The 26,520-nt window shown below is 60.8% G+C and carries 21 protein-coding genes; 13 read left to right on the forward strand and 8 right to left on the reverse strand.

The features are described from left to right. The first annotated feature begins 3 nt into the window (after positions 1-3). The 8 genes from ACA049_RS16100 to ACA049_RS16135 all read left to right on the forward strand — a co-directional run bounded on the left by ACA049_RS16100 (position 4) and on the right by ACA049_RS16135 (position 7,633). Positions 4-321, forward strand: a complete 318-nt coding sequence (locus tag ACA049_RS16100) for a DUF2934 domain-containing protein (RefSeq protein WP_497328306.1) — start codon at positions 4-6, stop codon at positions 319-321. Between the two features lie 272 nt (positions 322-593). Continuing rightward, positions 594-2,753: a glycogen debranching protein GlgX gene (gene glgX, locus ACA049_RS16105; RefSeq protein WP_497328307.1), complete on the forward strand. Its 2,160-nt coding sequence runs from the start codon at positions 594-596 to the stop codon at positions 2,751-2,753. Between the two features lies 1 nt (position 2,754). Further along, on the forward strand, positions 2,755-3,744 hold the full coding sequence (locus tag ACA049_RS16110) for an acyl-CoA dehydrogenase family protein (RefSeq protein WP_497328308.1): 990 nt from the start codon (positions 2,755-2,757) through the stop codon (positions 3,742-3,744). Beyond that, a complete protein-coding gene (locus ACA049_RS16115; protein ID WP_497328309.1) occupies positions 3,741-4,499 on the forward strand; it encodes a PIG-L deacetylase family protein in 759 nt (252 codons plus the stop codon). Before ACA049_RS16110 ends, ACA049_RS16115 begins: the two co-directional genes overlap by 4 nt. After that, on the forward strand, positions 4,496-5,095 hold the full coding sequence (locus tag ACA049_RS16120) for an SAM-dependent methyltransferase (RefSeq protein WP_497328310.1): 600 nt from the start codon (positions 4,496-4,498) through the stop codon (positions 5,093-5,095). The genes ACA049_RS16115 and ACA049_RS16120 overlap by 4 nt, the downstream gene beginning before the upstream one ends. Next, complete coding sequence (locus ACA049_RS16125; protein ID WP_497328311.1) at positions 5,092-5,751, forward strand: glycosyltransferase family 2 protein; 660 nt, start codon at positions 5,092-5,094, stop codon at positions 5,749-5,751. Before ACA049_RS16120 ends, ACA049_RS16125 begins: the two co-directional genes overlap by 4 nt. 124 nt (positions 5,752-5,875) lie before the next feature. Beyond that, positions 5,876-6,634 carry a PIG-L deacetylase family protein gene (locus ACA049_RS16130; protein WP_497328312.1) on the forward strand — a complete coding sequence of 253 codons (759 nt, stop codon included), beginning with the start codon at positions 5,876-5,878 and terminating at the stop codon, positions 6,632-6,634. Positions 6,635-6,832: 198 nt separating this feature from the next. Next, a complete protein-coding gene (locus tag ACA049_RS16135; protein ID WP_497328313.1) occupies positions 6,833-7,633 on the forward strand; it encodes an endonuclease/exonuclease/phosphatase family protein in 801 nt (266 codons plus the stop codon). 12 nt (positions 7,634-7,645) lie between these two features. Here ACA049_RS16135 and ACA049_RS16140 read toward each other — a convergent pair whose 3' ends face one another. Beyond that, positions 7,646-8,209 (reverse strand): hypothetical protein, encoded by a 564-nt coding sequence (locus ACA049_RS16140; protein ID WP_497328314.1) that lies wholly within the window; start codon positions 8,207-8,209, stop codon positions 7,646-7,648. Between the two features lies 1 nt (position 8,210). Continuing rightward, positions 8,211-8,981: a DUF2092 domain-containing protein gene (locus tag ACA049_RS16145; protein ID WP_497328315.1), complete on the reverse strand. Its 771-nt coding sequence runs from the start codon at positions 8,979-8,981 to the stop codon at positions 8,211-8,213. Between the two features lie 528 nt (positions 8,982-9,509). On the opposite strand from ACA049_RS16145, the gene ACA049_RS16150 reads away from it, so the two are divergent. Beyond that, positions 9,510-10,583, forward strand: a complete 1,074-nt coding sequence (locus tag ACA049_RS16150) for an autotransporter domain-containing protein (protein ID WP_497328316.1) — start codon at positions 9,510-9,512, stop codon at positions 10,581-10,583. A 115-nt stretch (positions 10,584-10,698) separates the two neighbouring features. Here the strand turns inward: ACA049_RS16150 and glgB are convergent, their stop codons facing one another. The 3 genes from glgB to ACA049_RS16165 form a co-directional block, all read right to left on the reverse strand. Then, positions 10,699-12,930 carry a 1,4-alpha-glucan branching protein GlgB gene (glgB, locus tag ACA049_RS16155; RefSeq protein ID WP_497328317.1) on the reverse strand — a complete coding sequence of 744 codons (2,232 nt, stop codon included), beginning with the start codon at positions 12,928-12,930 and terminating at the stop codon, positions 10,699-10,701. A gap of 2 nt (positions 12,931-12,932) precedes the next feature. Further along, positions 12,933-16,274 (reverse strand): maltose alpha-D-glucosyltransferase, encoded by a 3,342-nt coding sequence (gene treS, locus ACA049_RS16160; RefSeq protein WP_497328318.1) that lies wholly within the window; start codon positions 16,272-16,274, stop codon positions 12,933-12,935. A 191-nt stretch (positions 16,275-16,465) separates the two neighbouring features. Beyond that, positions 16,466-18,463, reverse strand: a complete 1,998-nt coding sequence (locus tag ACA049_RS16165; protein ID WP_497328319.1) for an alpha-1,4-glucan--maltose-1-phosphate maltosyltransferase — start codon at positions 18,461-18,463, stop codon at positions 16,466-16,468. Positions 18,464-18,670: 207 nt separating this feature from the next. On the opposite strand from ACA049_RS16165, the gene ACA049_RS16170 reads away from it, so the two are divergent. Beyond that, complete coding sequence (locus ACA049_RS16170; RefSeq protein WP_497328320.1) at positions 18,671-18,835, forward strand: hypothetical protein; 165 nt, start codon at positions 18,671-18,673, stop codon at positions 18,833-18,835. Between the two features lie 152 nt (positions 18,836-18,987). Here the strand turns inward: ACA049_RS16170 and ACA049_RS16175 are convergent, their stop codons facing one another. After that, the gene (locus tag ACA049_RS16175) at positions 18,988-19,500 is read right to left on the reverse strand and encodes an MgtC/SapB family protein (protein WP_497328321.1); all 513 of its coding nucleotides are present in this window, start codon (positions 19,498-19,500) and stop codon (positions 18,988-18,990) included. A 125-nt stretch (positions 19,501-19,625) separates the two neighbouring features. Between ACA049_RS16175 and ACA049_RS16180 the strand changes: the two genes are divergently transcribed. From ACA049_RS16180 to mapR, 3 genes are all read left to right on the forward strand, one after another. Next, positions 19,626-19,859 carry a DUF3203 family protein gene (locus ACA049_RS16180; RefSeq protein ID WP_094467598.1) on the forward strand — a complete coding sequence of 78 codons (234 nt, stop codon included), beginning with the start codon at positions 19,626-19,628 and terminating at the stop codon, positions 19,857-19,859. Between the two features lie 196 nt (positions 19,860-20,055). Next, the gene (gene ccoG, locus ACA049_RS16185; RefSeq protein ID WP_497328322.1) at positions 20,056-21,486 is read left to right on the forward strand and encodes a cytochrome c oxidase accessory protein CcoG; all 1,431 of its coding nucleotides are present in this window, start codon (positions 20,056-20,058) and stop codon (positions 21,484-21,486) included. Positions 21,487-21,615: 129 nt separating this feature from the next. Beyond that, positions 21,616-23,025, forward strand: a complete 1,410-nt coding sequence (gene mapR / locus ACA049_RS16190) for a GntR family transcriptional regulator MpaR (RefSeq protein WP_131061905.1) — start codon at positions 21,616-21,618, stop codon at positions 23,023-23,025. A gap of 124 nt (positions 23,026-23,149) precedes the next feature. On the opposite strand, the gene ACA049_RS16195 is transcribed toward mapR, so the two are convergent. Continuing rightward, complete coding sequence (locus tag ACA049_RS16195) at positions 23,150-23,896, reverse strand: SDR family oxidoreductase (RefSeq protein WP_497328323.1); 747 nt, start codon at positions 23,894-23,896, stop codon at positions 23,150-23,152. A gap of 282 nt (positions 23,897-24,178) precedes the next feature. Beyond that, on the reverse strand, positions 24,179-26,281 hold the full coding sequence (locus ACA049_RS16200) for a putative bifunctional diguanylate cyclase/phosphodiesterase (protein WP_497328324.1): 2,103 nt from the start codon (positions 26,279-26,281) through the stop codon (positions 24,179-24,181). Positions 26,282-26,520 lie beyond the last annotated feature (239 nt).

Consider the following 26,520-nt stretch of genomic DNA (forward strand, 5'->3'; position numbering starts at 1 on the left):
GCGATGAGTACCGACGATAAACGCGTCCGCGAATTTGCCTATCAAATCTGGGAATCGGAAGGAAAGCCCGAGGGCCAGGAAGCCCGGCACTGGGAGATGGCTCGCAAACTGGCTGAAGCCGAAGCCCTTGCCCCTAAAAAATCGCCGAAGGCGGCCGGCAGTAAAACCGCTGCCAAACCTGCTGTGTCCAAAGCCGCCAATGGCAAGGTCCCGGAGCCAAAAGCCAAGGCCAAGCCTGCAGCGGCGTCGAAGGTGATTCCGCCCGGCGAAAAAGCTGCAGAGAAGAAGCCAAAAGCAGCGCGCAAACCGCCTGCTGTCTGACGCTTCCCGAACCTGTACTGATTGACCTCGTGGCCAGCGCGCTGGCCACTGTGGGCGCGTTCGCCCACGAAAAACCGGAACACCGCCGCTCCCCTGTAGGAGCTGTGTAGGAGCTGTCGAGTGAAACGAGGCTGCGATCTTTTGACTTTGCTTTTTTGAAGATCAAGATCAAAAGATCGCAGCCTCGTTTCACTCGACAGCTCCTACACAGCTCCTACAAAGAGCCGGCCGACATTACATCGTTTGCATCACCCCTATTTGCAGGAGCATGTATGACCAGTCCAAAGAATGCCGCGCCAGAACCTCACGCCGAGGCGTCGCGAATCCGTGAAGGCTTGCCCTTCCCGCTGGGTGCGACCTGGGATGGTCTGGGGGTCAACTTTGCCTTGTTTTCCGCCAATGCCACCAAGGTCGAACTGTGCATCTTCGACGATGCCGGCGAAGTGGAACTGGAGCGGATCGAGCTACCGGAATACACCGACGAGATCTACCACGGCTACTTGCCCGACGCCCATCCGGGGCTGATTTACGGCTACCGTGTCTACGGTGCGTACGACCCGGCCAACGGCCACCGCTTCAACCACAACAAACTGCTGATCGACCCCTACGCCAAGCAATTGGTCGGCGAGCTGAAATGGTCCGAAGCGCTGTTCGGCTACACCATCGGCCACCCGGACGCTGACCTGAGTTTCGATGAGCGCGACAGCGCGCCCTTCGTGCCCAAGTGCAAGGTAATCGACCCCGCTCACACCTGGGGCAACGATCAACGGGTCAGCATCCCGTGGGACAAAACGATCATTTATGAAACCCACCTGCGCGGCATCAGCATGCGTCACCCCTCCGTCCCCGAGAACGTGCGTGGCACCTGCGCCGGGTTGATGGTCGATGACGTGCTGGAACACATTCGCAAGCTCGGGGTGTCGTCGGTGGAGTTGCTGCCGATCCACGCCTTCGTCAACGACCAGCATTTGTTGCACAAGGGCATGACCAATTACTGGGGCTACAACAGCATCGCCTTCTTTGCCCCGGACCCGCGTTACCTGGCCAGCGGCAAGATCGCCGAGTTCAAGGAGATGGTCGCGCACCTGCACGAAGCCAATCTGGAAGTAATCCTCGACGTGGTCTACAACCACACCGCCGAGGGCAACGAACAAGGCCCGACCCTGTCCATGCGCGGCATCGACAACGCCTCGTACTACCGCTTGATGCCCGATGACAAGCGCTACTACATCAACGATTCAGGCACCGGCAACACCCTCGACCTCAGTCACCCGTGCGTGCTGCAAATGGTCACCGACTCCCTGCGTTACTGGGCCACGGAAATGCACGTGGACGGTTTCCGCTTCGACCTGGCAACCATTCTCGGCCGCTACCACGAGGGCTTCGACGAACGTCACAGCTTCCTCGTCGCCTGTCGCCAGGATCCGGTGCTGCGTCAGGTGAAAATGATCGCCGAGCCGTGGGATTGCGGCCCTGGTGGTTATCAGGTCGGTGGTTTCCCGCCGGGCTGGGTCGAGTGGAACGACAAATTCCGCGACACCGTGCGCGCGTTCTGGAAAGGCGACGACGGCCAACTCGCGGACTTCGCCAGCCGCATGACCGCGTCCGGCGAAATGTTCAACCAGCGCGGCCGTCGCCCCTACGCCTCGTTGAACTTCATCACCGCGCATGACGGTTTCACCCTCAATGACCTGGTGTCGTACAACGATAAGCACAACGAAGCCAACGACGAGAACAATCAGGACGGCAGCAACAACAACCTGTCCTGGAACCACGGCGTCGAAGGCCCGACCGACGACCCGGAAATCAACGAACTGCGCCTGCGGCAAATGCGCAACTTCTTCGCCACGCTGCTGCTGTCCCAGGGCACGCCGATGCTGGTGGCCGGCGACGAATTCGCCCGGACACAAAATGGCAACAACAACGCCTACTGCCAGGACAGTGAGATTGGCTGGGTCAATTGGGACCTGAGCGAAGACGGCAAGGCCCTGCTCAAGTTCGTCAAACGCCTGATCAAGTTGCGCCTGGCTTATCCGATCCTGCGTCGCGGGCGCTTCCTGGTGGGCAATTACAACGAGGACATCGGCGTCAAGGACGTGACCTGGCTCGCCCCGGATGGCAATGAAATGTCCATCGAACAATGGGAAGAAGCCCACGGCCGCTGCCTCGGCATGCTGATGGATGGCCGTGCCCAGGAAACCGGTATCCGCCGCAAGGGCGGTGACGCGACCTTGTTGCTGGTGGTCAACGCGCACCACGACATCGTCAACTTCACCTTGCCGGAAGTGCCGGACGGCGGTCACTGGACGTGCATGATCGACACCAATCAACCGTCGATTCGCGGGCAGGAACGCTTCGAGTTCGGTGTTGAATATTCCGTCACCGGTCGTTCGCTGCTGCTGTTCGAATTGCAGCATGAGGAAGAAGAGTGAAATGGACCTTCAAGCATTTCTTGATCGCCAGTCACCGGACTACGCCGATACTCAGGCACTAGGCCTATGCCTGCGGGCGCTGGTGGAGGCTGGTCTCGATCAGCTTCCGCTGCCAGGCAGCGGCCAGACGCTGGAGCGGTTCCAGCGCCTGGCCGAGGTCGGTGCGCATGACCTTGGGTTGTGCAAGTTGTACGAGGGCCATACCGATGCGCTGGCGATCATCCAGCAATTGGGTGGCTCGCCCACACCGGGCAGCACGTGGGGCATGTGGGCCGCCGAACCGCCCCAGGCGCGGGTGCGCGTCCGTCCGCAAGGCCATATGGTTGTGCTGAACGGGCGCAAAGCCTGGTGCTCGGGCGCGGCGGTGGTCAGTCATGCGTTGCTCACGGCCTGGGATCATCAGGACTGCCAGCAATTGGTCGCGGTGGCGCTGGATCAACCCGGCGTGACCGTGACCGATCAGGGCTGGCAAGCGGTCGGCATGGGCGCCACCGGCAGCGTCGAGGTGCTGTTCGAAGGCGCCGAAGCACAAGCCATCGGCTACCGCGGCGATTACCTGGACCGGCCCGGTTTCTGGCAAGGCGGCATCGGCATTGCAGCCTGCTGGTACGGCGCGGCACAGAGCATCGCCGAACGCCTGCGCAGCCATTGCGCTCAACGGGAAGAACCCCACGCCCTCGCCCACCTGGGCGCCGTCGACAGTGCGCTGCATGCCGCTGCCGAGGTGTTGCGGGTCAGCGCATTAATGATCGACGCTGCGCCGCTGGACGACGCCGAACTGCTGGCCCGGCGCGCCCGGGCGGTGGTGGAACACGCTGCCGAACAAGTCATGCTGCACGTCGGCCACGCCCTCGGTGCGGGTCCTTATTGCCAGGATCGTCAGTTCGCCCGCTTGATCGCCGACCTGCCGGTGTTCCTGCGCCAAAGCCACGCCGAACGGGACCTCGCCGTCCTCGGCCAGACGGTCATCAGCGGAACATGGACGTTATGAAAACCAACCCTATTGTCGGTCAAGGAACGCCGTTGCATGTGTGGCAGACCTCCAGTCACCTCGCGCAGTTGCCGGTCATCGACATCCTGAATCTGGTGCCGGAAGGCGCACGAGCGGTAATCATCGCGCCGCATCCGGATGACGAAGTACTGGGCTGTGGCGGTTTCCTGCAACTCCTTGCCGCCGCCGGCCGCCCCTTGCAGCTGATCTCTGTGACCGATGGCAGCGCCAGCCATCCAGGCTCCGAACGCTGGCCGGTGGAGCGCTTGAGCGCGGTCCGGCCTCAGGAATCGGTCGAAGCCTTGCGCCGTCTCGGGTTGCCACTGCACAGCCTGAAATGGCTGCGCGGCGGTTTCAAGGACAGCCAGGTCGCTGATCGCGAAACAGAATTGAGCGAATTCATCGAACGTCATTTGCGCCCCAACGATGTGGTGTTCACCACGTGGCGCGAAGACGGCCATTGCGATCACGAAGCCGTGGGCCGGGCCAGTGCTGCCGCAGCGAAACGTGCCGGTGCGACCGTGCATGAGCTGCCCGTGTGGACCTGGCACTGGGCCGCGCCGGAAGACAGCTTCGTGCCGTGGCACCGGGCGCGGAAAATCCTCCTGGCCCCGCACCTGGTCGCGCGCAAACGCCACGCGATCCACGCCTTTGCCAGTCAGTTGGAAGGTGACCCGCAAATCGGCTTGCCGCCGGTGCTGGCGCCCTATGTGCTGGAGCGACTGCTGCAACCGTTCGAGGTGGTGTTTTTATGAGCGTGGAGGATCGCTACTTCGACGGTATGTTTGCCGGCAACGATGATCCCTGGTCCTTTCGCCAGCGCTGGTATGAACAGCGCAAACGCGCAATCACCCTCGCCGCACTGCCCCGTCCACACTACCGGGCGATCTTTGAACCCGGCTGTGCCAACGGCGAGCTGAGCTTTGAGCTGGCCAGCCGTTGTGATCGCCTGCTGTGTTGCGACACCGCCGTCGCGGCCGTTTCGTTGGCCCGCACCCGACTGGGCCCGTTCGACCACGCCGAGGTCCGTCACCTTCGCTTGCCTGCTGACTGGACCGACGAAAAATTCGACCTGATCGTACTCAGCGAGATCGGCTATTACCTGGACGCAGAAGACCTGAAACGCCTGATCGAACAGGCTGGCCAGTCGCTGACCGCCGACGGCCAACTCCTGGCCTGCCACTGGCGCCCGCCCATCGACGGCTGCCCGCTGAATGCCCGGCAGGTGCATGACTTGCTGCACGAACATTTGCGGTTGCCGCGCCTGGTCCTGCATCAGGAAGCGGATTTCCTGCTGGAACTCTGGAGTCGTGAACCCCGCTCCGTGGCGGCTCTGGAGGGCTTGCGATGATTGGCATTCTGATCCCTGCGCATAACGAAGAAGACTTGCTCGAAGACTGTCTTGAAGCGGCCCTGCTCGCCGCCGAACACGAACTTCTGGGCGGTGAAACCGTCGAGGTGCTGGTGGTGCTCGACAGTTGCACCGACCGCTCTCTGGAGATCGTTGGTGCTTATCCGGTGCACAGCCTGGTGATCGAGGCGCGAAACGTCGGTCAGGCCCGCGCCGCCGGGGCGCGGTTTCTGCTGGATCGCGGGGCGCGCTGGATTTCCTGTTCCGACGCCGACAGCCGGGTCGCGCAGGATTGGCTGGTGGCGCAACTGGCCCTCGACGTCGATGCGGTGTGCGGCACGGTCACGGTGGACGAATGGCACGAGTCGATCGATGAATCGGCACAGATTCGCTATCACCAGCATTACCAGGCCCGCGACGGCCATCGGCACATTCACGGGGCCAATCTGGGCATCAGCGCCGACGCCTACCGGCGCGCTGGCGGCTTCGAACCGCTGGCCTGCGATGAAGATGTGCAACTGGTGCGACAACTCGAACGCTGCGGCGCCAACATTGCCTGGAGCCATCGTCCGCAAGTACTCACCAGCGCCCGCCTGGACAGTCGGGCACGCGGTGGTTTTGGCGATTATTTGCGAGGTCTGGCACAGGCTGGTTAAAAAAAACCGGATCAGATCACACCGCTACGCGACGAACAGCCTGACTTGAGCAATACTCTGCTCGCGGCAATCCAGGGTATGGAGCGCTGCACTTTGCTATCAAACAGAACAAGGACGTAGCCCGATGAAACCCGTTTCCATCATCGAAAGCAGCTTGCCGGGACAGATCTGGAACAGCGCCCTGCAACTGGACAATATCCCCGTCATCAACACCGAGACCCTGGTCCCCGCTGGCGCCCGCGCTGTGGTGATCGCGCCGCATCCCGGCGATGAAGTGGTCATGTGCGGCGGCTTGCTTCAGCTCCTTTGCTCCCTCGGTCACCCCCTGCAATTGATCTCGATCACCGATGGCAGCGCCAGCCATCCGGGCTCGCAACAATGGTCAGAGAAACGCCTGAGTGTGTTTCGCGGCCAGGAAAGCGTCGAAGCCTTGCGTCGGCTAGGATTGCCGATGCACAGCCTGAAGTGGATTCGCGGCGGCTTCACCGACAACGCCCTGGCCGAGCGTGAAACCCAACTGACCCAATTCATCGCCCGTTATTTGCGCCCCGGCGACGTGGTGTTCAGCACCTGGCGCGAAGACGGCACCTCGGACCATGACGCCGTCGGCCGCGCCAGCGCCAATGCGGCGAACATGGTCGGCGCGACGATCAACGAATTACCGGTCTGGGCCTGGCACTGGCCGACCCGGGATCAAGGACTGTTTCCCTGGCATCGTGCACGAAAAATCCGCCTCGACACCTGGACCGTCGCGCGCAAAAGCCACGCCACCCACGCCTACGCGAGTCAGCTCGACGGCGAACCGGCCATCGGCATCGCGCCGTTGCTGCCCCGGGTCATTCTGGAGCGCATGCGCTTGCCCTATGAAGTCGTCTTCGTCTGACCCAACTCCCCCTCCAACGCAAATCCCCTGTGGGAGCGGGCTTGCTCGCGAAGAGGGAGTGTCAGGCGACATCAATGTTGATGACCCACCGCTTTCGCGAGCAAGCCCGCTCCCACATGGAATGGGTGCCGCTCAAACTGAACTGCCCGCCGCTGCATCAGTCGCATGCATAAGCAGCCCAGATTCAGAGGAGTGAACGTGACCAGTGATTCCGAGCAGCGAGCCGTCGAATCAGTGCCCTTGGACTCGCCCCCGGCGATTCATCGCTTGAGGGTGCTGACGGTCAACACGCACAAGGGGTTTACCGCCCTCAACCGGCGTTTCATCCTGCCGGAGCTGCGCGAAGCGGTGCGCAGTACGTCGGCCGACCTGGTATTCCTGCAGGAAGTGGTCGGTGAACATGACCGGCATTCTTCCCGTTACAACGACTGGCCGCAGACCTCGCAATACGAGTTCCTGGCCGACAGCATGTGGAGCGATTTTGCCTACGGCCGCAACGCCGTTTACCCCAACGGTCATCACGGCAACGCGCTGCTGTCGAAGTACCCGATTCGCGAACACCGCAACCTTGACGTCTCGATCACCGGCCCCGAACGGCGCGGCTTGCTGCACTGCATCCTCGACGTACCGGGGCACGCTGAAGTCCACGCGATCTGCGTGCATTTGAGCCTGCTGGAAAGTCATCGCCAGTTGCAGCTCCAGCTGCTATGCCTGCTGCTCGAATCCTTGCCCGACGATGCGCCGGTGATCATTGCCGGTGACTTCAACGATTGGAAGCTGCAAGGCAACGCCGCCCTCGCCCGTCGCGATTACCTGCACGAAGCGTTCGAGCGTCACAATGGCCGACCCGCGAAAACCTACCCGGCGCGCTTTCCGCTGCTGCGCCTGGACCGGATCTACCTGCGCAACGCCAGCAGCCACAACCCGCGCATTCTCGGCAATAAACCCTGGACACACCTGTCGGATCACCTGCCGTTGGCAGTTGAAGTGCACCTCTGAACGGTCAGCGCATCACGGCGCGTTGACCACCACATAGGTCACATTGCTGCCCTGATACTGCGGTTGATACCAGGTCGAACCACACTGCATGTAAACCGTGTTGTATTGCATGACCTGCACGCAACTGGTGGGCATTTGTGCCGGCGTCAGGATCGAGCCGACCACCGCCGCCGTCACCGCGACCGTGGCTGTCACGGCCGCCGCCGTGGCGATCGGGTGGTAGTGATTGTCGTAGCCATAGCGGCCACGACCGTCGACATCAATGTCGACATCGCGATTGTTGTTGATGTTGACGTTACGGGTGCTGTTGTTGATGTTGGTACGGTTGCCGACGTTGTTCCCGGCATTGACCCGGTTGCCTGAATTCACCCGATTACCTGCATTCACCTGGGTTGCCCGTTGCGAGGTATTCATCCGCTGCGCCCGCTGGGCATTGGGTGCCGGCGGGCGGTTGACCGACGCCCTTGCCTGCCCTTGCGCGCGTGGCCGGGCATCGGCTTCGGCGATCAGGCCGACGGTCAGCACCGTGGTGGCGGCGAGCGATAACAACAGGCTCCACGACATTGTCCTGTTCATGTCATTTCCCTCCCTGCTCAGCGGCTTTCTTCAGTGGAATCGCCACATCGCCCTTGGCCGGTTTGAAGGTGAACATCGACTCCTGCAGGCCAGGCTTCAGGTTCCAGTGATACACCGCGCTGTATTCCGGAAAGCTCTGCTCATCGGTGGTGGTGATCACCAGTTTGCACGGCAGCGGCTTCTCGGACCGGGTGATCCACAATTGCCAGTCAACGCCCTCTTGGCGAAAGGCCAGGTGATCACAGAGTTGGCCCTTGATCGTCGACGGTCCGACATACAAGGCTGCCTTGAGTGCATCGATCTGCGCCTGATCGCTGCCAAACAGAAACAGGTCTTCCATAGGGATCTGAATACCGTAATGGTCTTCGATCATGTGCAGGGCTTCGGACACCTTGGGCGGCGCATCCACCGTGGTGTAGTACTTGAGGTACGGCGAGTACTGGGTCAGTTTCTTGCCGTTGTAGAAAAATTCCCGGGTTCGAATATCGCCTTCTGTCTTGGCATACATCCGATCATGCCCCAGTACTTTCAGGGTCGTCGAAGCCTCGGACTTGATCTTCTGCCCGGTCTCCAGAACGGTATCGCGGGACACTTCAGCGTCTACCTGAAACTTCGACAGGCTGCGCAAGTAGTTGCCCATATCAATCAGCTTGTCGACCACCTGCGGGTTGATCGTCGGGGTAGCGTCCGTCGCGGGTGCCTCTTCGGCGCGAACCCCCGGGGCAAAGGCCAGGGTGAACATCAGGCAGAAAACACTGGGTTGGGTTTTCATTGATTTCGCTCCTGCCCCGCGCCGGGCAAGGCGCCCGGTTCTCATGGCTGATTATTCAGCCTAGTCGCAGCCTACCCTGTTCGCCAGACAGACAAACCGGTACCAGGATGCCGGTCACCAGGCGTTCATTTCAGCGAGCCATTACTGACAGAATCGAGACATGGACTCAGCTGCACAACCTTGCCGAAAGCCTCCCTCCGACAGACCGATAGCCCGCTACCCAAAGGCTCTGGCACGCGGGGTTTTTGACGATTTTTCGAACAAACAAGAACTTAGATGCGTGGCAAAAATCAGTCACTTGCGATCGCTAAAATACCAATACCACTTATCGGCCATTTTCTTGACGCCGTGTCAAGGGTCTTCTTAGCTACACGTTACTACCCCCGGAAATTCCACCAGGGGCAAACCTCCAGGACACCCGCGAAATCGGGCGGCCAGCGGCTTGCCTCAATCCATTCGGTCGCCCCTCATTCGGGGTAGGAGAGACGCCAGAGCGAGATACGGCATGCGATTGCAAGGTAGACCCCCATGAAAACTTCATTCACCCAACAAGAGATCAAAGTCACTTTTTGCACTGTCTCAAGTTCGTTGTTGCTGTGTTCGTCCATGGAGGTGCAAGCAGGGCCTGCAGGGGATGAAACCGCCCCCTGGTATCGCCAGGATGTGCCGGCAATGACCCTGCCCACCATCAACATCACCGCGCCCTACCCCGGCCATTTCAGCGCCGCCTCCGATACACGAAGTTCACGCCTGACCATCGAAGATGCCGCGCCTTCAGCCTGGGATCAGTTGTACGGGCAAGCGTCGCGACAAGCACAAGCCGATGTCATGACCCAGGGTTTCGCTATCCCTGGCAGCACCGATTTCAAAGGCCCGGCGATCCTGACCCTGCAGAGCGGTAGTGGCCATACCCAGCGGGTTGGTCTGATCGGCGGGACGACTCAGATACAAGGCAACAGCAACGGCCTGTTGACCAGTCGCGCACTCGCCGACCCGGCGAACGACACCCTCAACCTGCAAGGCCAGAGCCTCGGCGCCTACTGGAGCCTGACCGGGCCACAAGGCTGGCACGTGGATTTGTCGGCCAGTGGCGGCCGGGTCAACGGCTACAGCCGTAACGACCAGGGCGCACGGATGGCGACCGAAGGCAGCGCGGTAACGTTGTCGGTAGAAGGCGGTTTTCCGATTGGCGTGAGCGAGAACTGGGTGGTCGAACCGCAAGCGCAGTTGATCAATCAGCGCATTACCCTGGATACACCTTATGCCGGCTCAGGCAATGCGTCGTCCAGTGACCTGACGTCCTGGAGCGGCCGGGTCGGTGCACGGTTGAAAGGGAGTTACGACATCAACGGACTGGGCGTCGAACCCTATGTGCGGACCAACTTGTGGCACACCGTGTACACCGGCAATACCGTGAACCTCGATCAGGTCGAGAAGATCAGCAGCAGTCGCAATTCATCGACGGTCGAAGTGGGGTTGGGGCTGGTGGCGAGAGTGACGCCTGCAGTAAGTCTTTACGTCAGCGCCGATTACAGCAGTGATGTGGATGACAATGATTTGAACGGGTTGATCGGGAGTCTTGGGGTGCGGATGCGGTGGTGAGTGGCAGGCTTCAAGCTATGTTTTGTCAGACCCGACGCTTTCGCGGGCAAGCCTCGCTCCTACAGGTTGTCACCGTACTGTAGGAGCGAGGCTTGCCCGCGAAAGCGGTTCTAGATCAACCCTCAGGACTGAGGATCAACACCGCCAGCGGTGGCAGATTCAACACCAGCGAAAGCGCCTGCCCATGGCTCGGCTCTTCCTCGGTAAAGGCTCCGCCGCTGTTGCCATAGTTGGACCCGGCATACATCGCCGCATCGCTGTTGATCACCTCGCCCCAGCGCCCGGCGAACGGTACGCCGATGCGATAGGCCTGACGCGGCACCGGCGTGAAGTTCGCCACCACCAGCACCGGCCGCCCTTCCTTGCTCCAGCGCAGGAACGCATAAACGCTGTTGATCGCATCGTCGCCGATCAACCACTGGAAGCCCTGCGGCGCGTCGTCCTGGTCATGCATCGCCGGCTCTTCGCGGTACAGCCGATTGAGGTCGCCGACGAGTTTCTGCACACCCTTGTGTTCCGAGTATTGCAGCAGGTACCAGTCCAGTTGCTGGTCGTGGTTCCATTCGCGCCACTGGCCGAATTCGCAGCCCATGAACAGCAACTTCTTGCCAGGATGCGCCCACATGAAACTCAGATAGGCCCGCAGGTTGGCAAATTTCTGCCAGCGGTCACCCGGCATCTTGTCGATCAACGAGTGCTTGCCGTGCACCACTTCATCGTGGGAGATCGGCAGGATGAAGCGCTCGGACCAGGCATACACCAGGCCGAAACTCAGCTCGTTATGGTGATGACCGCGGTACACCGGGTCCTGCTGGATGTAATGCAGCGAATCGTGCATCCAGCCCATGTTCCATTTGTAGTCGAAGCCCAGCCCGCCCTGTTGCGTGCTTTGGCTGACACCCGGCCATGCGGTGGATTCCTCGGCGATCACCAGCGCACCCGGCGCTTCCAGGTTGACCACGTCGTTGAGGTGGCGCAGGAAATCGATGGCTTCGAGGTTTTCGCGTCCGCCGTGGCGGTTCGGCACCCACTCCCCGGCCTTGCGCGAATAATCGCGATAGAGCATCGACGCCACGGCATCGACCCGCAGGCCATCGACGTGGAAATGCTTGAGCCAGTGCAGTGCCGAAGCGAGCATGTAACCGTGCACTTCGGTGCGGCCCAGGTTGTAGATCAGCGTGTCCCAGTCCTGATGGAAGCCTTCTTGCGGATTGCCGTATTCGTACAGCGCGGTGCCATCGAATTGCGCCAGACCGTGGGTATCGGTCGGGAAATGCGCCGGCACCCAGTCGAGGATCACGCCGATGTCCGCCTGGTGGCAGGCGTTGACGAAGGCCGCGAAGTCTTCCGGCGAACCGTAGCGGGCGCTCGGGGCGAATTGCGACAGCAGCTGATAACCCCAGGAACCGCCGAACGGGTGTTCCATGATCGGCATTAATTCGATGTGGGTGAAGCCCAGTTCCTTCACATAAGGAATCAGCCGCTCGCCCAATTCGTGCCAGGTGTACTGGCGTGCCACTTCACCCAGATCGTCCAGTTCGCACTGCCATGAACCGGCGTGCAATTCGTAGATCGACAGCGGCGCACTCGGCAGGTGACGGTCGGCACGGGATTGCATCCACGCCTGATCCTGCCAATCGATGCTCAACGGTGCAGCGACTTTAGACGCGGTATCTGGCGGCAGCGAGGTGGCCAGGGCCATCGGATCAGCCTTGAGCGGCAGAATGCCGTGGGCGCCGAGGATTTCGTATTTGTAGGTTTCCCCCGCCTGCAGGCGCGGAATGAACACTTCCCAGACCCCGGTAGGATGGCGCAGGCGCATCGGGTGACGACGTCCGTCCCAGTTGTTGAAGTCGCCGACCACCGACACCCGTTTGGCGTTCGGCGCCCACACGGCGAAACGCACGCCATCGACACCGTCGACATTCTTCAGCTGCGCGCCGAGGCAGGCGCTGAGGTCGCGGTGATTGCCTTCGGCGAACAGGTACAAGTCCATCTCGCCGAGCAACGGGCCGAAGCTGTAAGGGTCCTCGGACACCTGTTCGCCGCCGGCCCAACGGGTTCGCAGCAAGTACGGTTGCGCCCGGTCGAAGTGGCCGACAAACAGGCCTGGCGTCTGGGTGGCTTCGAGGTTGCCGAGTTCTTCCCCGGAGTCCCTGGCCAGCACTTGCACGCTCAGCGCGTCCGGCAGATAAGCCCGAATGAATTGCCCACCGGCGTCATCGCCGTGGGGGCCGAGAATTGCAAAAGGGTCGTGATGTTCGGCGCGAACCAGCGCGTCGATATCCCGCGATCTGGGCAGTAGCGCCTCTTTAGCGTGACCCTGTTCCTTGTTCGAGAAACTCATAACTACTCTCCACCAAGATCGGAAAAGGGTTTAAGCCCACTCAATAATCCATACAAACCGTGCAATGGCACCGGCAGCCACGTGGGGCGATTTTCCGCCTCATACGCCACCTCATACGCCGCCTTCTCCAGCCCGAACAACGCCAGCGCGGCGTCCTCGCCTTCCGGATCTTGCCACGCATGAGCAAGACTAGCTGCCGCCAGCCGATAAGCGTCGACAAATGCCTGTTTTGCTTCATTCAAATAACGGTCGGCTACCCGTTGCCGTGCCGCGTGGGCATCGGCGGTGTTGTCGACGTTCTGCACGTTGATCGCCATCGCCGCGGCGTAATCGAAGGAGCGCAACACGCCACTCACATCTTTATACGGGCTGTGCTTGCCGCGTCGCTCGCTGAGCGGCCGTGCCGGCTCACCCTCGAAGTCGATCAGGTAGGCGTCGCCCTTGATCACCAGCACCTGACCCAGGTGCAAGTCGCCATGGACGCGAATGCGCAAACCACCGACGGCTTTTTTGCCCAGGTCCTGGACGTGGCTGAGGATGGCTTTTTTGTTGTCCAGTAAACGAGTGACCAGCGCTTTGTCCGCCGGGTTCAGTTCGCTTTGATGTTGTTTGAGCAACTTCAGCGAGTGTTCCAGCTGCGCCGCGACGTCCTTGGCCGAGGCCAGGGCCTCTTTTTGTGTGGTGACCTTCGGGGCGAAGTCCGGGTCATCGGTCGGGGCCGCCAGCACCTGGTGCATTTCGCCCAGCCGCTGGCCGAGCATGCCGGCGAAGTCTTTCAATTCACCCAGGGCGTTGTAATGCTGCTCCTGCTCGGACATGGCGTCGGCCAGTTCATCGCGCAGGGCCCGTTCGAGGTTGTTCTGGGTCCATTCCCAAGCGTCGCCCTGATTGCTCAAATAGCCTTGGGCGATCATCAGCAGATTGTCTTCGCCCTGAGCGTCGCGGCGAACCACAGAACCCAATAGCGGGGAGATATTGCTGAAACCGGCATTGGTCAGGTACGCACTCATTTCCAGTTCCGGGTGCACGCCCGAGGCGACCTTTCGGATCAGCTTCAGCACCAGGCTGCTGCCGATCACCACCGAACTGTTGGACTGCTCGGCGGACAGGTAGCGCACTTCCGATTCGGCGGTCAGGCCCAGTTTGGCCAGCTCGGCAGTCGGCTCGAAACGAATCTCGCCGCCGTCCGAAGGCAATACAGTGTTTTCCTGCATGCCGAGCAGCACTGCGCGGATGAAGTTTTCCAGGCTGAACGCATCGGTGATCAAGCCCACCTGAGGGCCACGTCGCACCCGAGACAGCGCCAGTTGCTGCGGCAACGCCGGCCCGACCTGATCATCGGCCATGAAGCCGAACGGCAGCTGGTAACGGCTGGTCTGGCCGCCGCTGGTGACTTCGATTTCACTCAACAGCACCGGATGTTGCGCATCGCCGAAGCGTACGCCGTAGGCGAGGTTGACCTTCTCGATGGCCGCGTCCTTGCCGGCGAACCAGCGGCGGTTTTGCAGCCAGTTCGGCAGGATGCCCTGCTCCAGCGTGCCGCGAGACGGCGCTTCGAGCAGTTCTTCCATGCGTTTTTTCAGCACCAGGGTGGTGAAGTCCGGCAGGCTTTGCGCCGGTTCTACGTGCCAGCTAGGCATTTGATTCTCCGCAGCGAGTCCGAACCAATAAAAGCCGTAAGGCGCCAGCGTCAGGAGGAAATTCAACTGGCCGATCGGCGGGAAGGCGTTACCGCCGAGCATCTCCACCGGGACCATGCCGACGTAGGCCGACAGGTCGAGTTCCGCCGCTTGCGCGCTACGGGACACGTTGGCCACGCACAGGATGATTTCGTGCTTGCCGTCGGCACCGGTAAATTCACGGGTGTAGGCCAGAATCCGTCGATTGCTCGGCGAGAGCATTTTCAGCGTGCCACGCCCGAAGGCCTTGGACTGCTTGCGCACGGCGAGCATGCGTCGGGTCCAGTTCAGCAGCGAATGCGGGTCGCCGGCCTGGGTTTCTACGTTGACCGACAGGTAACCGTATTGCGGGTCCATGATCGGCGGCAGCACCAGGCTCGCCGGGTCGGCGCGGGAGAAGCCGCCGTTACGGTCAATCGACCACTGCATCGGTGTGCGCACGCCGTCACGGTCGCCGAGGTAGATGTTGTCGCCCATACCAATTTCATCGCCGTAATACATCGTCGGCGTACCGGGCATCGACAGCAGCAGGCTGTTGAGCAGCTCCACGCGACGACGATCCCGCTCCATCAGCGGTGCGAGGCGGCGACGGATACCGAGGTTGATCCGCGCCCGACGGTCAGCCGCGTAGTAATTCCACAGGTAATCGCGTTCCTTGTCGGTGACCATTTCCAGGGTCAACTCATCGTGGTTGCGCAGGAAAATCGCCCACTGACAGTTGGCCGGGATCTCCGGGGTCTGACGCAGGATGTCGGTGATCGGGAAGCGATCTTCCTGGGCCAGCGCCATGTACATGCGCGGCATCAACGGGAAGTGGAACGCCATGTGGCATTCGTCGCCGTTGAGGCCTTTTTTGTCGGTGTCACCGAAATATAGCTGGGTGTCTTCCGGCCATTGATTGGCCTCGGCCAGCAGCATGCGGTCCGGGTAGTTGGCGTCGATCTCGGCACGGATCTGCTTGAGAACGTCGTGGGTCTCGGGCAGGTTTTCGTTGTTGGTGCCGTCGCGTTCGATCAGGTACGGAATCGCGTCCAGCCGCAGGCCGTCGATGCCCATGTCGAGCCAGTAGCGCATCACCGACAGCACCGCTTTCATGACTTGCGGGTTGTCGAAGTTCAGGTCCGGCTGGTGCGAATAGAAGCGGTGCCAGAAGTACTGGCCGGCGACCGGGTCCCAGGTCCAGTTGGACTTCTCGGTGTCGAGAAAGATGATGCGAGTGCCGTTGTATTTGTGGTCGTCATCGGACCAGACATAGAAGTCCCGCGCCGCCGAACCGGGTTTGGCTTTTCGCGCACGCTGGAACCAGGCGTGCTGGTCGGAGGTGTGGTTGATGACCAGCTCGGTAATCACCCGCAGACCGCGTTTGTGGGCCTCGGAGATGAAACGCTTGGCGTCGGCCATGGTGCCGTAGTCGGGGTGGACACCACGGTACTCGGCAATGTCGTAGCCATCGTCGCGCCGAGGCGATGGGTAGAACGGCAAGAGCCAGATGGTGTTGACGCCGAGGTCGGCAATGTAATCGAGTTTGGCGATAAGGCCGGGAAAGTCACCGATCCCGTCGTTGTTGGAGTCGAAAAAAGACTTAACGTGAACCTGGTAGATCACCGCATCCTTGTACCAGAGCGGGTCCTTGATGAAGGTGGCTGCCTTGGGTTTCTTCGCCATTTGAAACTCCTGTTGAATTCGGTAAAGCCACACCATTACCTGATCGGCACGGCCCTCTGTAGGAGCTGTCGAGTGAAACGAGGCTGCGATCTTTTGATGTTGCTTTTTAAGATCAAGATCAAAAGATCGCAGCCTCGTTTCACTCGACAGCTCCTACAGGTGATTCACCGTCGCGGGGATGCGTGGCACATTTAAGAAGTGCTGATTCGCCAGATGCCGAACGGTTGATGCGTCGGGTCGATCCGCATGAACTGGTACTTGCCGTGCCAGGTCCAGCGATGGCCGCTCATCAAGTCTTCGCCCTGGGTACTGGCGTCGTCGGGCAAGCCCATTTCCCACAGCGGCAATTCGAAGTTCGCTTCCTGGACGTTATGCGGATCGAGGCTGACGGCCACCAGAATGAAGTTGCTGCCATCCGCGCTGCGCTTGCCGAAATACAGAATGTTGTCATTCCAGGCGTTGTAAACCGTCAAGCCCAAGTGCGTGTGCAACGCCGGGTTCTGGCGGCGGATGCGGTTGAGCTGGGCGATCTCGGCAATGATGTTGCCCGGCGCGTTGAAGTCCCGCGGGCGGATCTCGTACTTCTCGGAATTGAGGTATTCCTCCTTGCCCGGCACCGGCGCGGCTTCACACAGTTCGAAGCCCGAGTACATGCCCCACAGGCCGGAACCCATGGTTGCCAACGCCGCGCGGATCAGAAATCCGGCGCGTCCCGATTCATGGAGAAACGCCGGGTTGATGTCCGGCGTGTTGACGAAGAAATTCGGCCGGTAGCATTCACGCCACGGCGACTCGTTGAGCTCCGTGAAGTACGTCGCCAGTTCGGTTTTGGTGTTGCGCCAGGTGAAGTAGGTGTAGCTCTGGGAGTAACCGACTTTGCCCAGCCGCGCCATCATTGCCGGGGTGGTAAAGGCTTCCGCGAGGAACATCACCTCGGGGTACAACGCTCGCACATCGGCGATCAGCCATTGCCAGAACGGAAGCGGCTTGGTGTGGGGGTTGTCGACGCGAAAGATCTTCACGCCCTCTTCGACCCAACCGACGACGATGTCGCGTAGCTCAACCCACAGACTCGGAATCGCATCGCTGGCATAGAAGTCGACGTTGACGATGTCCTGGTATTTTTTCGGCGGGTTCTCGGCGTATTTGATCGTGCCGTCCGGACGCCAGTTGAACCAACCCGGATGCTGTTTGAGCCACGGGTGATCCTGGGAACACTGGATCGCGAAATCGAGGGCAATTTCCAAACCGTGATCGGCGGCGGCTGCCACCAATCGGCGGAAGTCTTCGCGGGTGCCGAGTTCAGAGTGAATCGCCTCGTGCCCGCCCTCCTCGCTGCCGATGGCATACGGGCTGCCCGGATCGTCAGGACCAGCGGTCAATGAATTGTTCGGACCTTTGCGGTAGCTGCGACCGATCGGGTGGATCGGCGGGAAGTACAGCACGTCGAAACCCATGTCCTGGATCATCGCCAGTCGCGAGTGCACGTCGTTGAACGTGCCGTGACGGGCCGGATCGTCGGTGATCGAGCGCGGAAACAGCTCATACCAACTGGCGAACTGCGCCAGCTCACGTTCGACGTCCAGCGGAAATTCAGGGCTGAGACTCAGATAAGCGCGGTTATTCGCCTGGACCATCAGGTCGGCACTGCGTTGGTGCAGAAACAGAGCGACCTGCTCGGCTTCGAGCAGACCAGACAATTCATGGTGCAGCGCCGCCAGTGCTTCGCTCAGTGGCCCTTCCGCACGTTCGGCCGCTTGTTGCACCTGGTTGCGCCCTTCCTGCAACTCCAGGCTGATGGGTACGCCGGCGATGTGTTTCTTCTCGATCTCATACAGAAAGCTGGCGTACTGGTCGATCCAGGCTTCGATACAAAAAACATAGCGGCCCTGATCCTCGACACGGAACTGGCCCTGCCAGCCGTTATTGCCGAGTTCGGTCATGGCCTCGCTGTGCCAGGCCTCGTCACCGTCGGCACGCCAGCGGATGCGCACGGCCAGTTTGTCGTGACCGTCGGCGAACACTTTGCTGGTCACCACCACGTCCTGACCCACCACGGCTTTGGCAGCAAACTGCCCGCCATCGAGGGTCGGCATAACGTTTTCGATAGCGATGCGCGGCAGCAGTAGTGCCTGCGACAGCGGCATATGAGGGTTGTAGTTCAGCTCTGTCGGTTTTTCAGCAGTCATCGAGCATCTCTCCTTAACGCCCCATGGACGCTCTTGTGTCTGGTCGTCGTTCACGCAGAACCATCGGTCCCGAAATGAACTCACTTAGGTTCCGAGCGACAAGCGCGGGGAAAAGTTCACGCCCATTTGCCGGGGAATCAAATCCCTCGCACGACGGTCAACAAACTTAAGCACGACTTACGCCATGTGCCACTGGAGGCTTCAACGATGAGTATTCCTATCCCGGCCGAGACGCCCGATCCGAACATCGACCACCCGACCATTCCGCCAACCGAGCCGGAACCGGTGCCCGAGCAAGAGCCGCCCGGCACCACTCCACCCCCTCGGGAAGACCCACCGAACACCATGCCGCCGGTGATCGTTTCCCCTTAAACCCAACACAATCCAATGTAGGAGCTGTCGAGTGAAACGAGGCTGCGATCTTTTGATCTTGCTTTTAAAAAGATCAAAGTCAAAAGATCGCAGCCTCGTTTCACTCGACAGCTCCTACACAGCTCCTACAGTCACCCCGAGTACCTCCTCCGTCAGGGCCGTTCCTGCTCGTCCTTATCCCGGTCGAGCATTTTCACGACCCTGGGCATCACGCTGAAAATCGCCAACGCCAGCAGCGTACTGAACACCGCCGTCGCCTCGCGGCCCAACCCGGCCGAGACGCCGATGGCGGCGGTCATCCATAACCCGGCAGCAGTGGTCAGGCCTTTGACGTGGCCTTCATCGCCTTCCTGGTTTTTCAGGATGGTGCCGGCACCCAGGAAGCCGATCCCGGCGATCACCCCTTGTACCACCCGGCTCATGGCGTCGGCCTGGGAACCGGACATCTGCGGCACCAGCACAAACAGCGCGGCACCGAGGGCCACGAGCATGTGTGTGCGCACCCCGGCGGCCTTGCCCTTTTGTTCACGCTCGAAACCGAGAATGCCGCCCAATATGGCTGCGATCAGCAATCTCACGGTGATACGCGTCAGTTGTGACGCATCGCCGATGTCGGCGAACTCTGCTTGCAGCGTTACCCAAACCTCATGCCACCAGGCGTTCATGGTGCAATCCTTGTGATTGATCGTTATGGGTGGATGGACCGCGCCGACCATTAATCAGTTGCACAGAACGATGTCCGTCGGATGCGCCCTAACAGTTTAGAACCCGCTAAAAAAAGGACACCTCCATGACTGTGCGCATCGAAAACCAGACCTGCTTTTTCCTGACCGAAAACGGCGAAGAAATTCGCCTGTGCCCCGATGTCACGATCATCACCGACTCGGAAAAAGCCATGTCGGCGGTTGAGCTCAACGGCCAGCGCGTCTACATCACCGAAGCAGAAGCCGACGCATTGACCGTAGCAGGGGCAGTGGACGGTCGTAAGCATTTGAAGGCTACGGACAGTGATTCGGTGATTTGACTGATGCGGATCAACAACCGCCGCAAGCGCTTGATATAGGCGCTTGCGCCTCGCTGTGACGGGGTGCATCAAGTTGTCGCAGGTAGCGGATCAAAGCCCATCTGATCCGCTTTTTATTGCAATACCTGAGTCTGTTATGCAAACAGATCGCTGGTCATAGTGCTCATGCCTGATGGAGGCTGATGAGCGAAAGACCATGAGCGAAAGAATCCCCGTCCGAACCGTAGAAAGCGTCCCTTCAGTACACAGCTATGAGCCTTCGCGTCCAAAGATGAAGGCCAAGTCAAGCGACAACCTGATCCACACCCGCAGCTTCACCGGCCTGTTTCGCACCTTGCGTCTAAGCGGTGCGGGCCTATTGTTTTTGCTGTTCTTCGGCACCGTGTGGCTGAACTGGGGCGACCGTCAGGCGGTGCTCTGGGACCTCTCCGAAAGCAAATTCCACATCTTCGGCGCAACGTTCTGGCCCCAGGATTTCATCCTGCTGTCGGCGCTACTGATCATCGCCGCGTTCGGCCTGTTCGCGATCACCGTGTTCGCCGGCCGCGTCTGGTGCGGCTACACCTGCCCGCAGAGTTCCTGGACCTGGATTTTCATGTGGTGCGAGAAGATCACCGAAGGTGAACGCAACCAGCGGATCAAGCTGCAAGCCGCTCCCTGGGGGCTAAACAAACTGATTCGCCGTTCGGCCAAGCACACGTTGTGGCTGGCCATCAGCCTGCTCACCGGCCTGACCTTTGTCGGCTATTTCACGCCGATCCGGCCGCTGGCCGAAGAGCTGCTGACCCTGCAGATGGGCGGTGTCAGTCTGTTCTGGGTGCTGTTTTTTACCGGTGCGACATACATCAACGCCGGGTGGCTGCGTGAAGCGGTGTGCATGCACATGTGCCCATATGCGCGGTTCCAGAGCGTGATGTTCGACAAGGACACCCTGACCATTTCCTACGACGTCGCCCGGGGTGAAAACCGTGGCCCGCGCAAACGTGAGGTGAAACCGACCGAGGTAGGCCTGGGTGACTGCATCGACTGTCAGCTGTGCGTGCAGGTCTGCCCGACCGGGATCGACATTCGCGACGGTTTGCAGATGGAATGCATCGGCTGCGCGGCGTGCATCGACGCCTGCGATTCGATCATGGACAAAATGGGCTATGCCCGTGGCTTGATCAGCTATACCTCGGAGCATGAGTTGCAAGGTGGCAAGACTCACCTGCTGCGGCCACGGCTGATCGGTTACACGGCGGTGCTGCTGGTGATGATCGGTGCCCTCGCCCTCGCCCTGGTCGAACGGCCGATGGTGTCGCTGGACGTGAGCAAGGACCGTGGCCTGTTCCGCGAGAACAGTCAGGGGCAGATCGAAAACATCTACAGCCTGAAGGTCATCAACAAGACCCAGCTGCGTCAGGATTACCGGCTGAGCCTGGTGGATGGCGAAGGCTTCGTGCTGCAAGGCAAGACCGATCTGAGCCTGGCCCCGGGTGAAATTGTCGATGTACCGGTGTCGGTGGCCATGACCACCGAACGGCCGAGCAGCAGCTCGCAGACGATCAGTTTCAAGATTGCCGACAGCGACGAGCCGGACATCTACAGCGTGGCTAAAAGCCGTTTTGTTGCGCCGATGAACCGTTGATCCCTTAGACTGCGGTGCGCTATTCGCGGGCAAGCCTCGCTCCTACGGTACGGTGTTGACTGTAGGAGCGAGGCTTGCCCGCGAAGAAGTCACCTCGATTTCTCTGAATGACACCAATCCAGGCACTCGATGAAACGCTACGAAAAATTCGCCGACGACATCGCTGAACTGATCCGCTCCGGCGTCCTCGGCCCCGGCCAGCGCGTGCCGTCGGTGCGCTACGCCAGCCAGACGTACGGGGTCAGCCCGTCCACCGTGTTCCAGGCTTATTACCTGCTTGAACGCCGGGGCCTGATCCGTGCCCGGCCGCGCTCCGGCTACTTCGTCAACGCGCACGCGCCGAGCCCGTTCTCGGAGCCGGTGATCAGCAGCCAGGTCAATGAATCCACCGAAGTCGACGTCAGCGAACTGGTGTTCTCGGTTCTCGACTCGATCAAGGACCCGACCACCGTGCCCTTCGGCTCGGCCTTCCCCAGCCCGACCCTGTTCCCGTTGCAACGCCTGTCCCGCTCCCTGGCCAGCGCCGCCCGGGACATGGATCCGCGCATGGTCGTCACCGACATGTCGCCGGGCAATCCGCAACTGCGTCGGCAGATTGCCCTGCGCTACATGGTCGGCGGGCTGATGCTGCCGATGGAAGAACTGCTGATCACCAACGGCGCGCTGGAAGCCCTGAACCTGTGCCTGCAAGCGGTCACCGAACCCGGCGACCTGGTGGCCATTGAGGCGCCAGCGTTTTATGCCTGCCTGCAAATCCTCGAGCGCCTGAAACTCAAAGCCGTCGAAATCCCGGTGCACCCGCGCGACGGCATCGACCTGGGCGTGCTCGCGCAAACGCTGGAACGCCACCCGATCAAGGCCTGCTGGTGCATGACCAGCTTCCAGAACCCGATGGGCGCGACCATGCCCGAGGCGAAGAAGCAGGAGCTGGTTGAGTTGTTGCGCAGCCATCAAGTGCCGCTGATCGAGGACGACGTCTACGCCGAACTCTATTACGGCCAACAGGCACCGAAACCGGCCAAGGCGTTTGATACCGAAGGGCTGGTGATGCATTGCGGTTCCTTCGCCAAGAGCCTGGCCCCCGGCTACCGCATTGGCTGGGTGGCTGCAGGGCGTTACGCGCAGAAGATCGAGCGTCTGAAACTCATGACCTCGCTGTGCGCCTCGATGCCGGCCCAGGCCGCCATCGCCGACTACCTGCAACACGGCGGCTACGACCGGCATCTGCGCAAACTGCGCTACGCCCTGGAAGAACAGCAAAGCGCCATGCTCGCCGCCATCGCCCGCTATTTTCCGGCGCAGACGCGCGTCAGCCAGCCGGCTGGCGGCTATTTCCTGTGGCTGGAATTGCCACCGCAGATGGATTCGTTGAAGTTGTTTCAGATGGCACTGGCGCAAGGCATCAGCATCGCACCGGGGCCCATCTTTTCACCGACACAGCGGTTCAGGAATTGTATTCGGTTGAATTACGGCAGCCCGTGGACCGAGGATTCGGAGAAGGCGATGGAGACGTTGGGGCGGATAGTGCGGTCGTTCTGATAGTTGAATGCTGCCTGGCCTGGCGCCTTCGCGAGCAAGCCCGCTCCCACAGGGGGAACGCGTTCAACTGTGGGAGCGGGCTTGCTCGCGAAGGGGCCAGCCCGCCCAACACAAGTCTCAGAGGTTAACGCCCGCCCCCGAGGTCAACAAACGTCCCGGTCGCATAAGAAGCCTTGTCCGACAACAACCAGATAATCGCCTCCGCCACTTCATCCGGCCGTCCACCGCGAGCCATCGGGATCGCCGATTCCAGCTTGCTCACCCGATCCGGATCACCACTCAGCGCATGGAAATCGGTGTAGATGAACCCCGGTCGCACCGCGTTGACGCGAATCCCCTCGCCTGCCACTTCCTTGGACAGGCCGATGGTGAAACTGTCCAGCGCGCCTTTCGAGGCGGCGTAATCCACATACTCATTGGGCGAGCCCAAACGCGAAGCCACTGAGGACACGTTGACGATGCTGCCGCCCTGCCCGCCATGTTTGGGCGACATGCGCATGATCGCGTGCTTGGCGCAGAGGATCGGTGCCAGAACGTTGGTCTTGAGGGTTTTGAGAATGCGGAATTCGGACATTTCGTCGACGCGGGATTTGTGCCCGACGGTGCCGGCGTTGTTCACCAGTGCGGTGACACGACCCAGCTCGGTGTCCACCCGGTGGAACAGACTGATCACTTCGTCTTCAATGCTGACGTCCGCACGCACCGCAATGGCTTGAGCGCCCAGTGCGCGGACTTGCGCCAATACGCCATGCGCAGCCGACTCGTCGGACTGATAGTTGATACAGATCCGATAGCCAAGCTCAGCGGCCAACAGCGCGGTTGCCGCGCCGATACCACGGCCGCCGCCGGTGATGACAATGACTTTGTCCATGCTGACTTTCCCCTTCACGCGTAAGCAATCGGGGCCAAGAATAACCGCCATTGCCGGCTTTTGCATGGACTCACATCAACTGATCCTGCCAACGCGGCGTCCGTAGGCGTTCCCTGTAGCTGCTTTCGCGCCTGCGAAGCCGCATTCTTCCGTAGCAGCTGTCGAGCCTGCGAGGCTGCGTTCGGCAGCGAAGCTGCCCGTGAAATCAGACAGCGCGGTGTTTCAAGAGGAACGTGCGTACCGTGTTTAAGACTGCTGCGCAGCCGGACGCAGCCTCGCGGGCTAGACAGCTGCTACAGGCACAACGTCCGTCGCCAATCGTTCCCCGCGAACAATGTCGGCCATAAAGCGATCTGCCGGCAGCGGGTGCCCGAGCAGGTAGCCCTGCAACGAATCGCATCCGAGTTTGGTCAGGAAGTCTTGCTGGACACCGGTCTCCACGCCTTCGGCAACGATGCGCAAGCCCAGCGCCTGGCCGAGGGCGACGATAGCCGAGACGATGGCGGCGTCGTCACTGTCGTGCTCCAGATCGCGGACGAAACCGCGGTCGATCTTCAGTTCGTTGGCCGGCAGGCGCTTGAGGTACATCAAGCTCGAATAGCCGGTGCCGAAGTCGTCGATGGACAGGTCGACACCCATTTCCGAGAGTTCCTGAAGCACCGTCATGCTTGCATCGGCATCACTCATGGCGGTGGTTTCGGTGATTTCCAGGGTCAGGCTATTGGCCGGCAGCTGATGCGTAGCCAAGGCCTTGGAGACGCTCTTGACCAGGCCCGCATGGCAGAACTGCAACGCCGAGAGGTTCACCGCAATGCGCCAATCGGTGTAGCCAAGCACGTACCACTCGCGCATCTGGCGGCAGGCTTCGTTCAGCACCCATTCACCAATCGGAATGATCAGCCCGGTCCTTTCCGCCAGGTCGATGAACTTGTCCGGCAGCAACATGCCCTGGGTCGGATGCTCCCAACGCAGCAGCGCCTCGGCGCCCACCGGACGACCATTGCTGGCGTCGAACTTGGGCTGGTAATAGAGACTGAACTGCTGCTGCTCGAGGGCGTTGCGCAAATCCTGCAGCAATTGCAGCTGTTTGCGCGCGTTGCTGTTCATCGAGGCGTCGAAGAAGCTGTAACCGTTTTTCCCGGCGCCCTTGGCGTGGTACATCGCCGCGTCGGCGTTCATCAGCAATTCCTGGGCGGTCTGGCCGTTGCCCGGGTACAGCGCGATGCCGAGACTGGCGGAAATCTGCAGCTCATGTTCGGCAACCCGGAACGAACTGCCGATCAACCCGACCTGACGCGCCGCGACATTCAATGCATCGTTTGGCTCGCTGAGCCGCACCAGCAGCACGAACTCATCGCCGCCGATGCGCGCCAGCGTGTCCTGACTGCGCATGTCCTCGCGCAGGCGCAAACCGACCTCACGCAACAACTGATCGCCCATGTGATGGCCGAAGGCATCGTTGACCGGTTTGAAGCCGTCGAGGTCGATGAACATCAGCGCAAAGCAGCCGCCCTGCTCCTGGACCTTGGACATGGCCTGCTCGATTCGGTCGGCCAGGAGCATGCGGTTGGGCAAACCGGTCAGGGTGTCGTGCAAAGCCAGTTGGGTCAGTTCACGGTTGGCTTCCGTCAGCGAGCGCGCCAGGTCGGCGGTGCGGGCTTCAAGACGCGCATCGAGAACCGAGGTCAGCAAGGCAATGCTCAACACCGCGAGGGTGGTAATCAGGACCAGGTTGTCGAGGCCCTTGCCGTTCAAGCCGCTGATGGCGGCGCCACAGAAACTGCCGTCCGGGAATCGCGCTGCGGCCATGGCCGTGTAGTGCATGCCGACGATGGCGAGGCCCATGATCACCGCAGCACCGGCGCGAAGCAGGCCCACGTATGGCGTGTGCTGACGCAGGCGGAAGGCGATCCATAACGCTGCGCCCGAGGCGCCGACGGCGATGAGCAGCGACGCACCAAACAGCGTCGGGTCGTAATCGATCCCCGGCTGCATGCGCATGGCGGCCATGCCGGTGTAATGCATGGCGCTGATCCCGGCGCCCATGATCAACGCGCCGAATCCCAGTTGCCAGGACGGCAGCCGGGGCTGACTGACCAGCCACAGCGCAAAGCCGCAGGACAGGATCGCCGTCAGCAGCGACAGGGACGTGAGGGTGAAGTCGTAACCCAGGTCGATGGGCAATGTGAACGCGAGCATGCCGATAAAATGCATCGACCAGACGCCAACGCCCATGGCAAACGCACCGCCCGCTGTCCATAGGAACACGGCACGGCCTTTGGCAGTGGCAATGCGCTCGGTCAGGTCGAGCGCAGTGTATGAGGCGAGAATCGCCACACAGAGCGAAATGATAACCAGCGTGGGTGAATAGCTACCGATAAGCATGTGACATTCTCGCGATCGCCCTACCGTACTGCTTCCGTTCTCGGGAGGGCAAATCGGGCGATTGTACTGATTGCACAAAAGAACGCACTGACAAAAGCAATCAGATGGCCATCAAACCGATGAAACGCTTGTTTGATCGTGCGCAAAGGCTCTAAAACACCACGCATCCCTTTGGACCTGTAGGACCTGTAGGACCTGTAGGAGCTGTCGAGTGAAACGAGGCTGCGATCTTTTGATCT

This window comes from Pseudomonas sp. LBUM1662 (assembly GCF_059695915.1).

What these genes read in the sequence shown, in the direction of transcription:
- ACA049_RS16100 (WP_497328306.1), top strand. Translation starts at nt 4, where the DNA reads ATGAGTACCGACGATAAACGCGTCCGCGAATTTGCCTATCAAATCTGG.
- glgX (WP_497328307.1), top strand. Translation starts at nt 594, where the DNA reads ATGACCAGTCCAAAGAATGCCGCGCCAGAACCTCACGCCGAGGCGTCG.
- ACA049_RS16110 (WP_497328308.1), top strand. Translation starts at nt 2,755, where the DNA reads ATGGACCTTCAAGCATTTCTTGATCGCCAGTCACCGGACTACGCCGAT.
- ACA049_RS16115 (WP_497328309.1), top strand. Translation starts at nt 3,741, where the DNA reads ATGAAAACCAACCCTATTGTCGGTCAAGGAACGCCGTTGCATGTGTGG.
- ACA049_RS16120 (WP_497328310.1), top strand. Translation starts at nt 4,496, where the DNA reads ATGAGCGTGGAGGATCGCTACTTCGACGGTATGTTTGCCGGCAACGAT.
- ACA049_RS16125 (WP_497328311.1), top strand. Translation starts at nt 5,092, where the DNA reads ATGATTGGCATTCTGATCCCTGCGCATAACGAAGAAGACTTGCTCGAA.
- ACA049_RS16130 (WP_497328312.1), top strand. Translation starts at nt 5,876, where the DNA reads ATGAAACCCGTTTCCATCATCGAAAGCAGCTTGCCGGGACAGATCTGG.
- ACA049_RS16140 (WP_497328314.1), bottom strand. Translation starts at nt 8,209, where the DNA reads ATGAACAGGACAATGTCGTGGAGCCTGTTGTTATCGCTCGCCGCCACC.
- ACA049_RS16145 (WP_497328315.1), bottom strand. Translation starts at nt 8,981, where the DNA reads ATGAAAACCCAACCCAGTGTTTTCTGCCTGATGTTCACCCTGGCCTTT.
- ACA049_RS16150 (WP_497328316.1), top strand. Translation starts at nt 9,510, where the DNA reads ATGAAAACTTCATTCACCCAACAAGAGATCAAAGTCACTTTTTGCACT.
- glgB (WP_497328317.1), bottom strand. Translation starts at nt 12,930, where the DNA reads ATGAGTTTCTCGAACAAGGAACAGGGTCACGCTAAAGAGGCGCTACTG.
- treS (WP_497328318.1), bottom strand. Translation starts at nt 16,274, where the DNA reads ATGGCGAAGAAACCCAAGGCAGCCACCTTCATCAAGGACCCGCTCTGG.
- ACA049_RS16165 (WP_497328319.1), bottom strand. Translation starts at nt 18,463, where the DNA reads ATGACTGCTGAAAAACCGACAGAGCTGAACTACAACCCTCATATGCCG.
- ACA049_RS16170 (WP_497328320.1), top strand. Translation starts at nt 18,671, where the DNA reads ATGAGTATTCCTATCCCGGCCGAGACGCCCGATCCGAACATCGACCAC.
- ACA049_RS16175 (WP_497328321.1), bottom strand. Translation starts at nt 19,500, where the DNA reads ATGAACGCCTGGTGGCATGAGGTTTGGGTAACGCTGCAAGCAGAGTTC.
- ACA049_RS16180 (WP_094467598.1), top strand. Translation starts at nt 19,626, where the DNA reads ATGACTGTGCGCATCGAAAACCAGACCTGCTTTTTCCTGACCGAAAAC.
- ccoG (WP_497328322.1), top strand. Translation starts at nt 20,056, where the DNA reads ATGAGCGAAAGAATCCCCGTCCGAACCGTAGAAAGCGTCCCTTCAGTA.
- mapR (WP_131061905.1), top strand. Translation starts at nt 21,616, where the DNA reads ATGAAACGCTACGAAAAATTCGCCGACGACATCGCTGAACTGATCCGC.
- ACA049_RS16195 (WP_497328323.1), bottom strand. Translation starts at nt 23,896, where the DNA reads ATGGACAAAGTCATTGTCATCACCGGCGGCGGCCGTGGTATCGGCGCG.
- ACA049_RS16200 (WP_497328324.1), bottom strand. Translation starts at nt 26,281, where the DNA reads ATGCTTATCGGTAGCTATTCACCCACGCTGGTTATCATTTCGCTCTGT.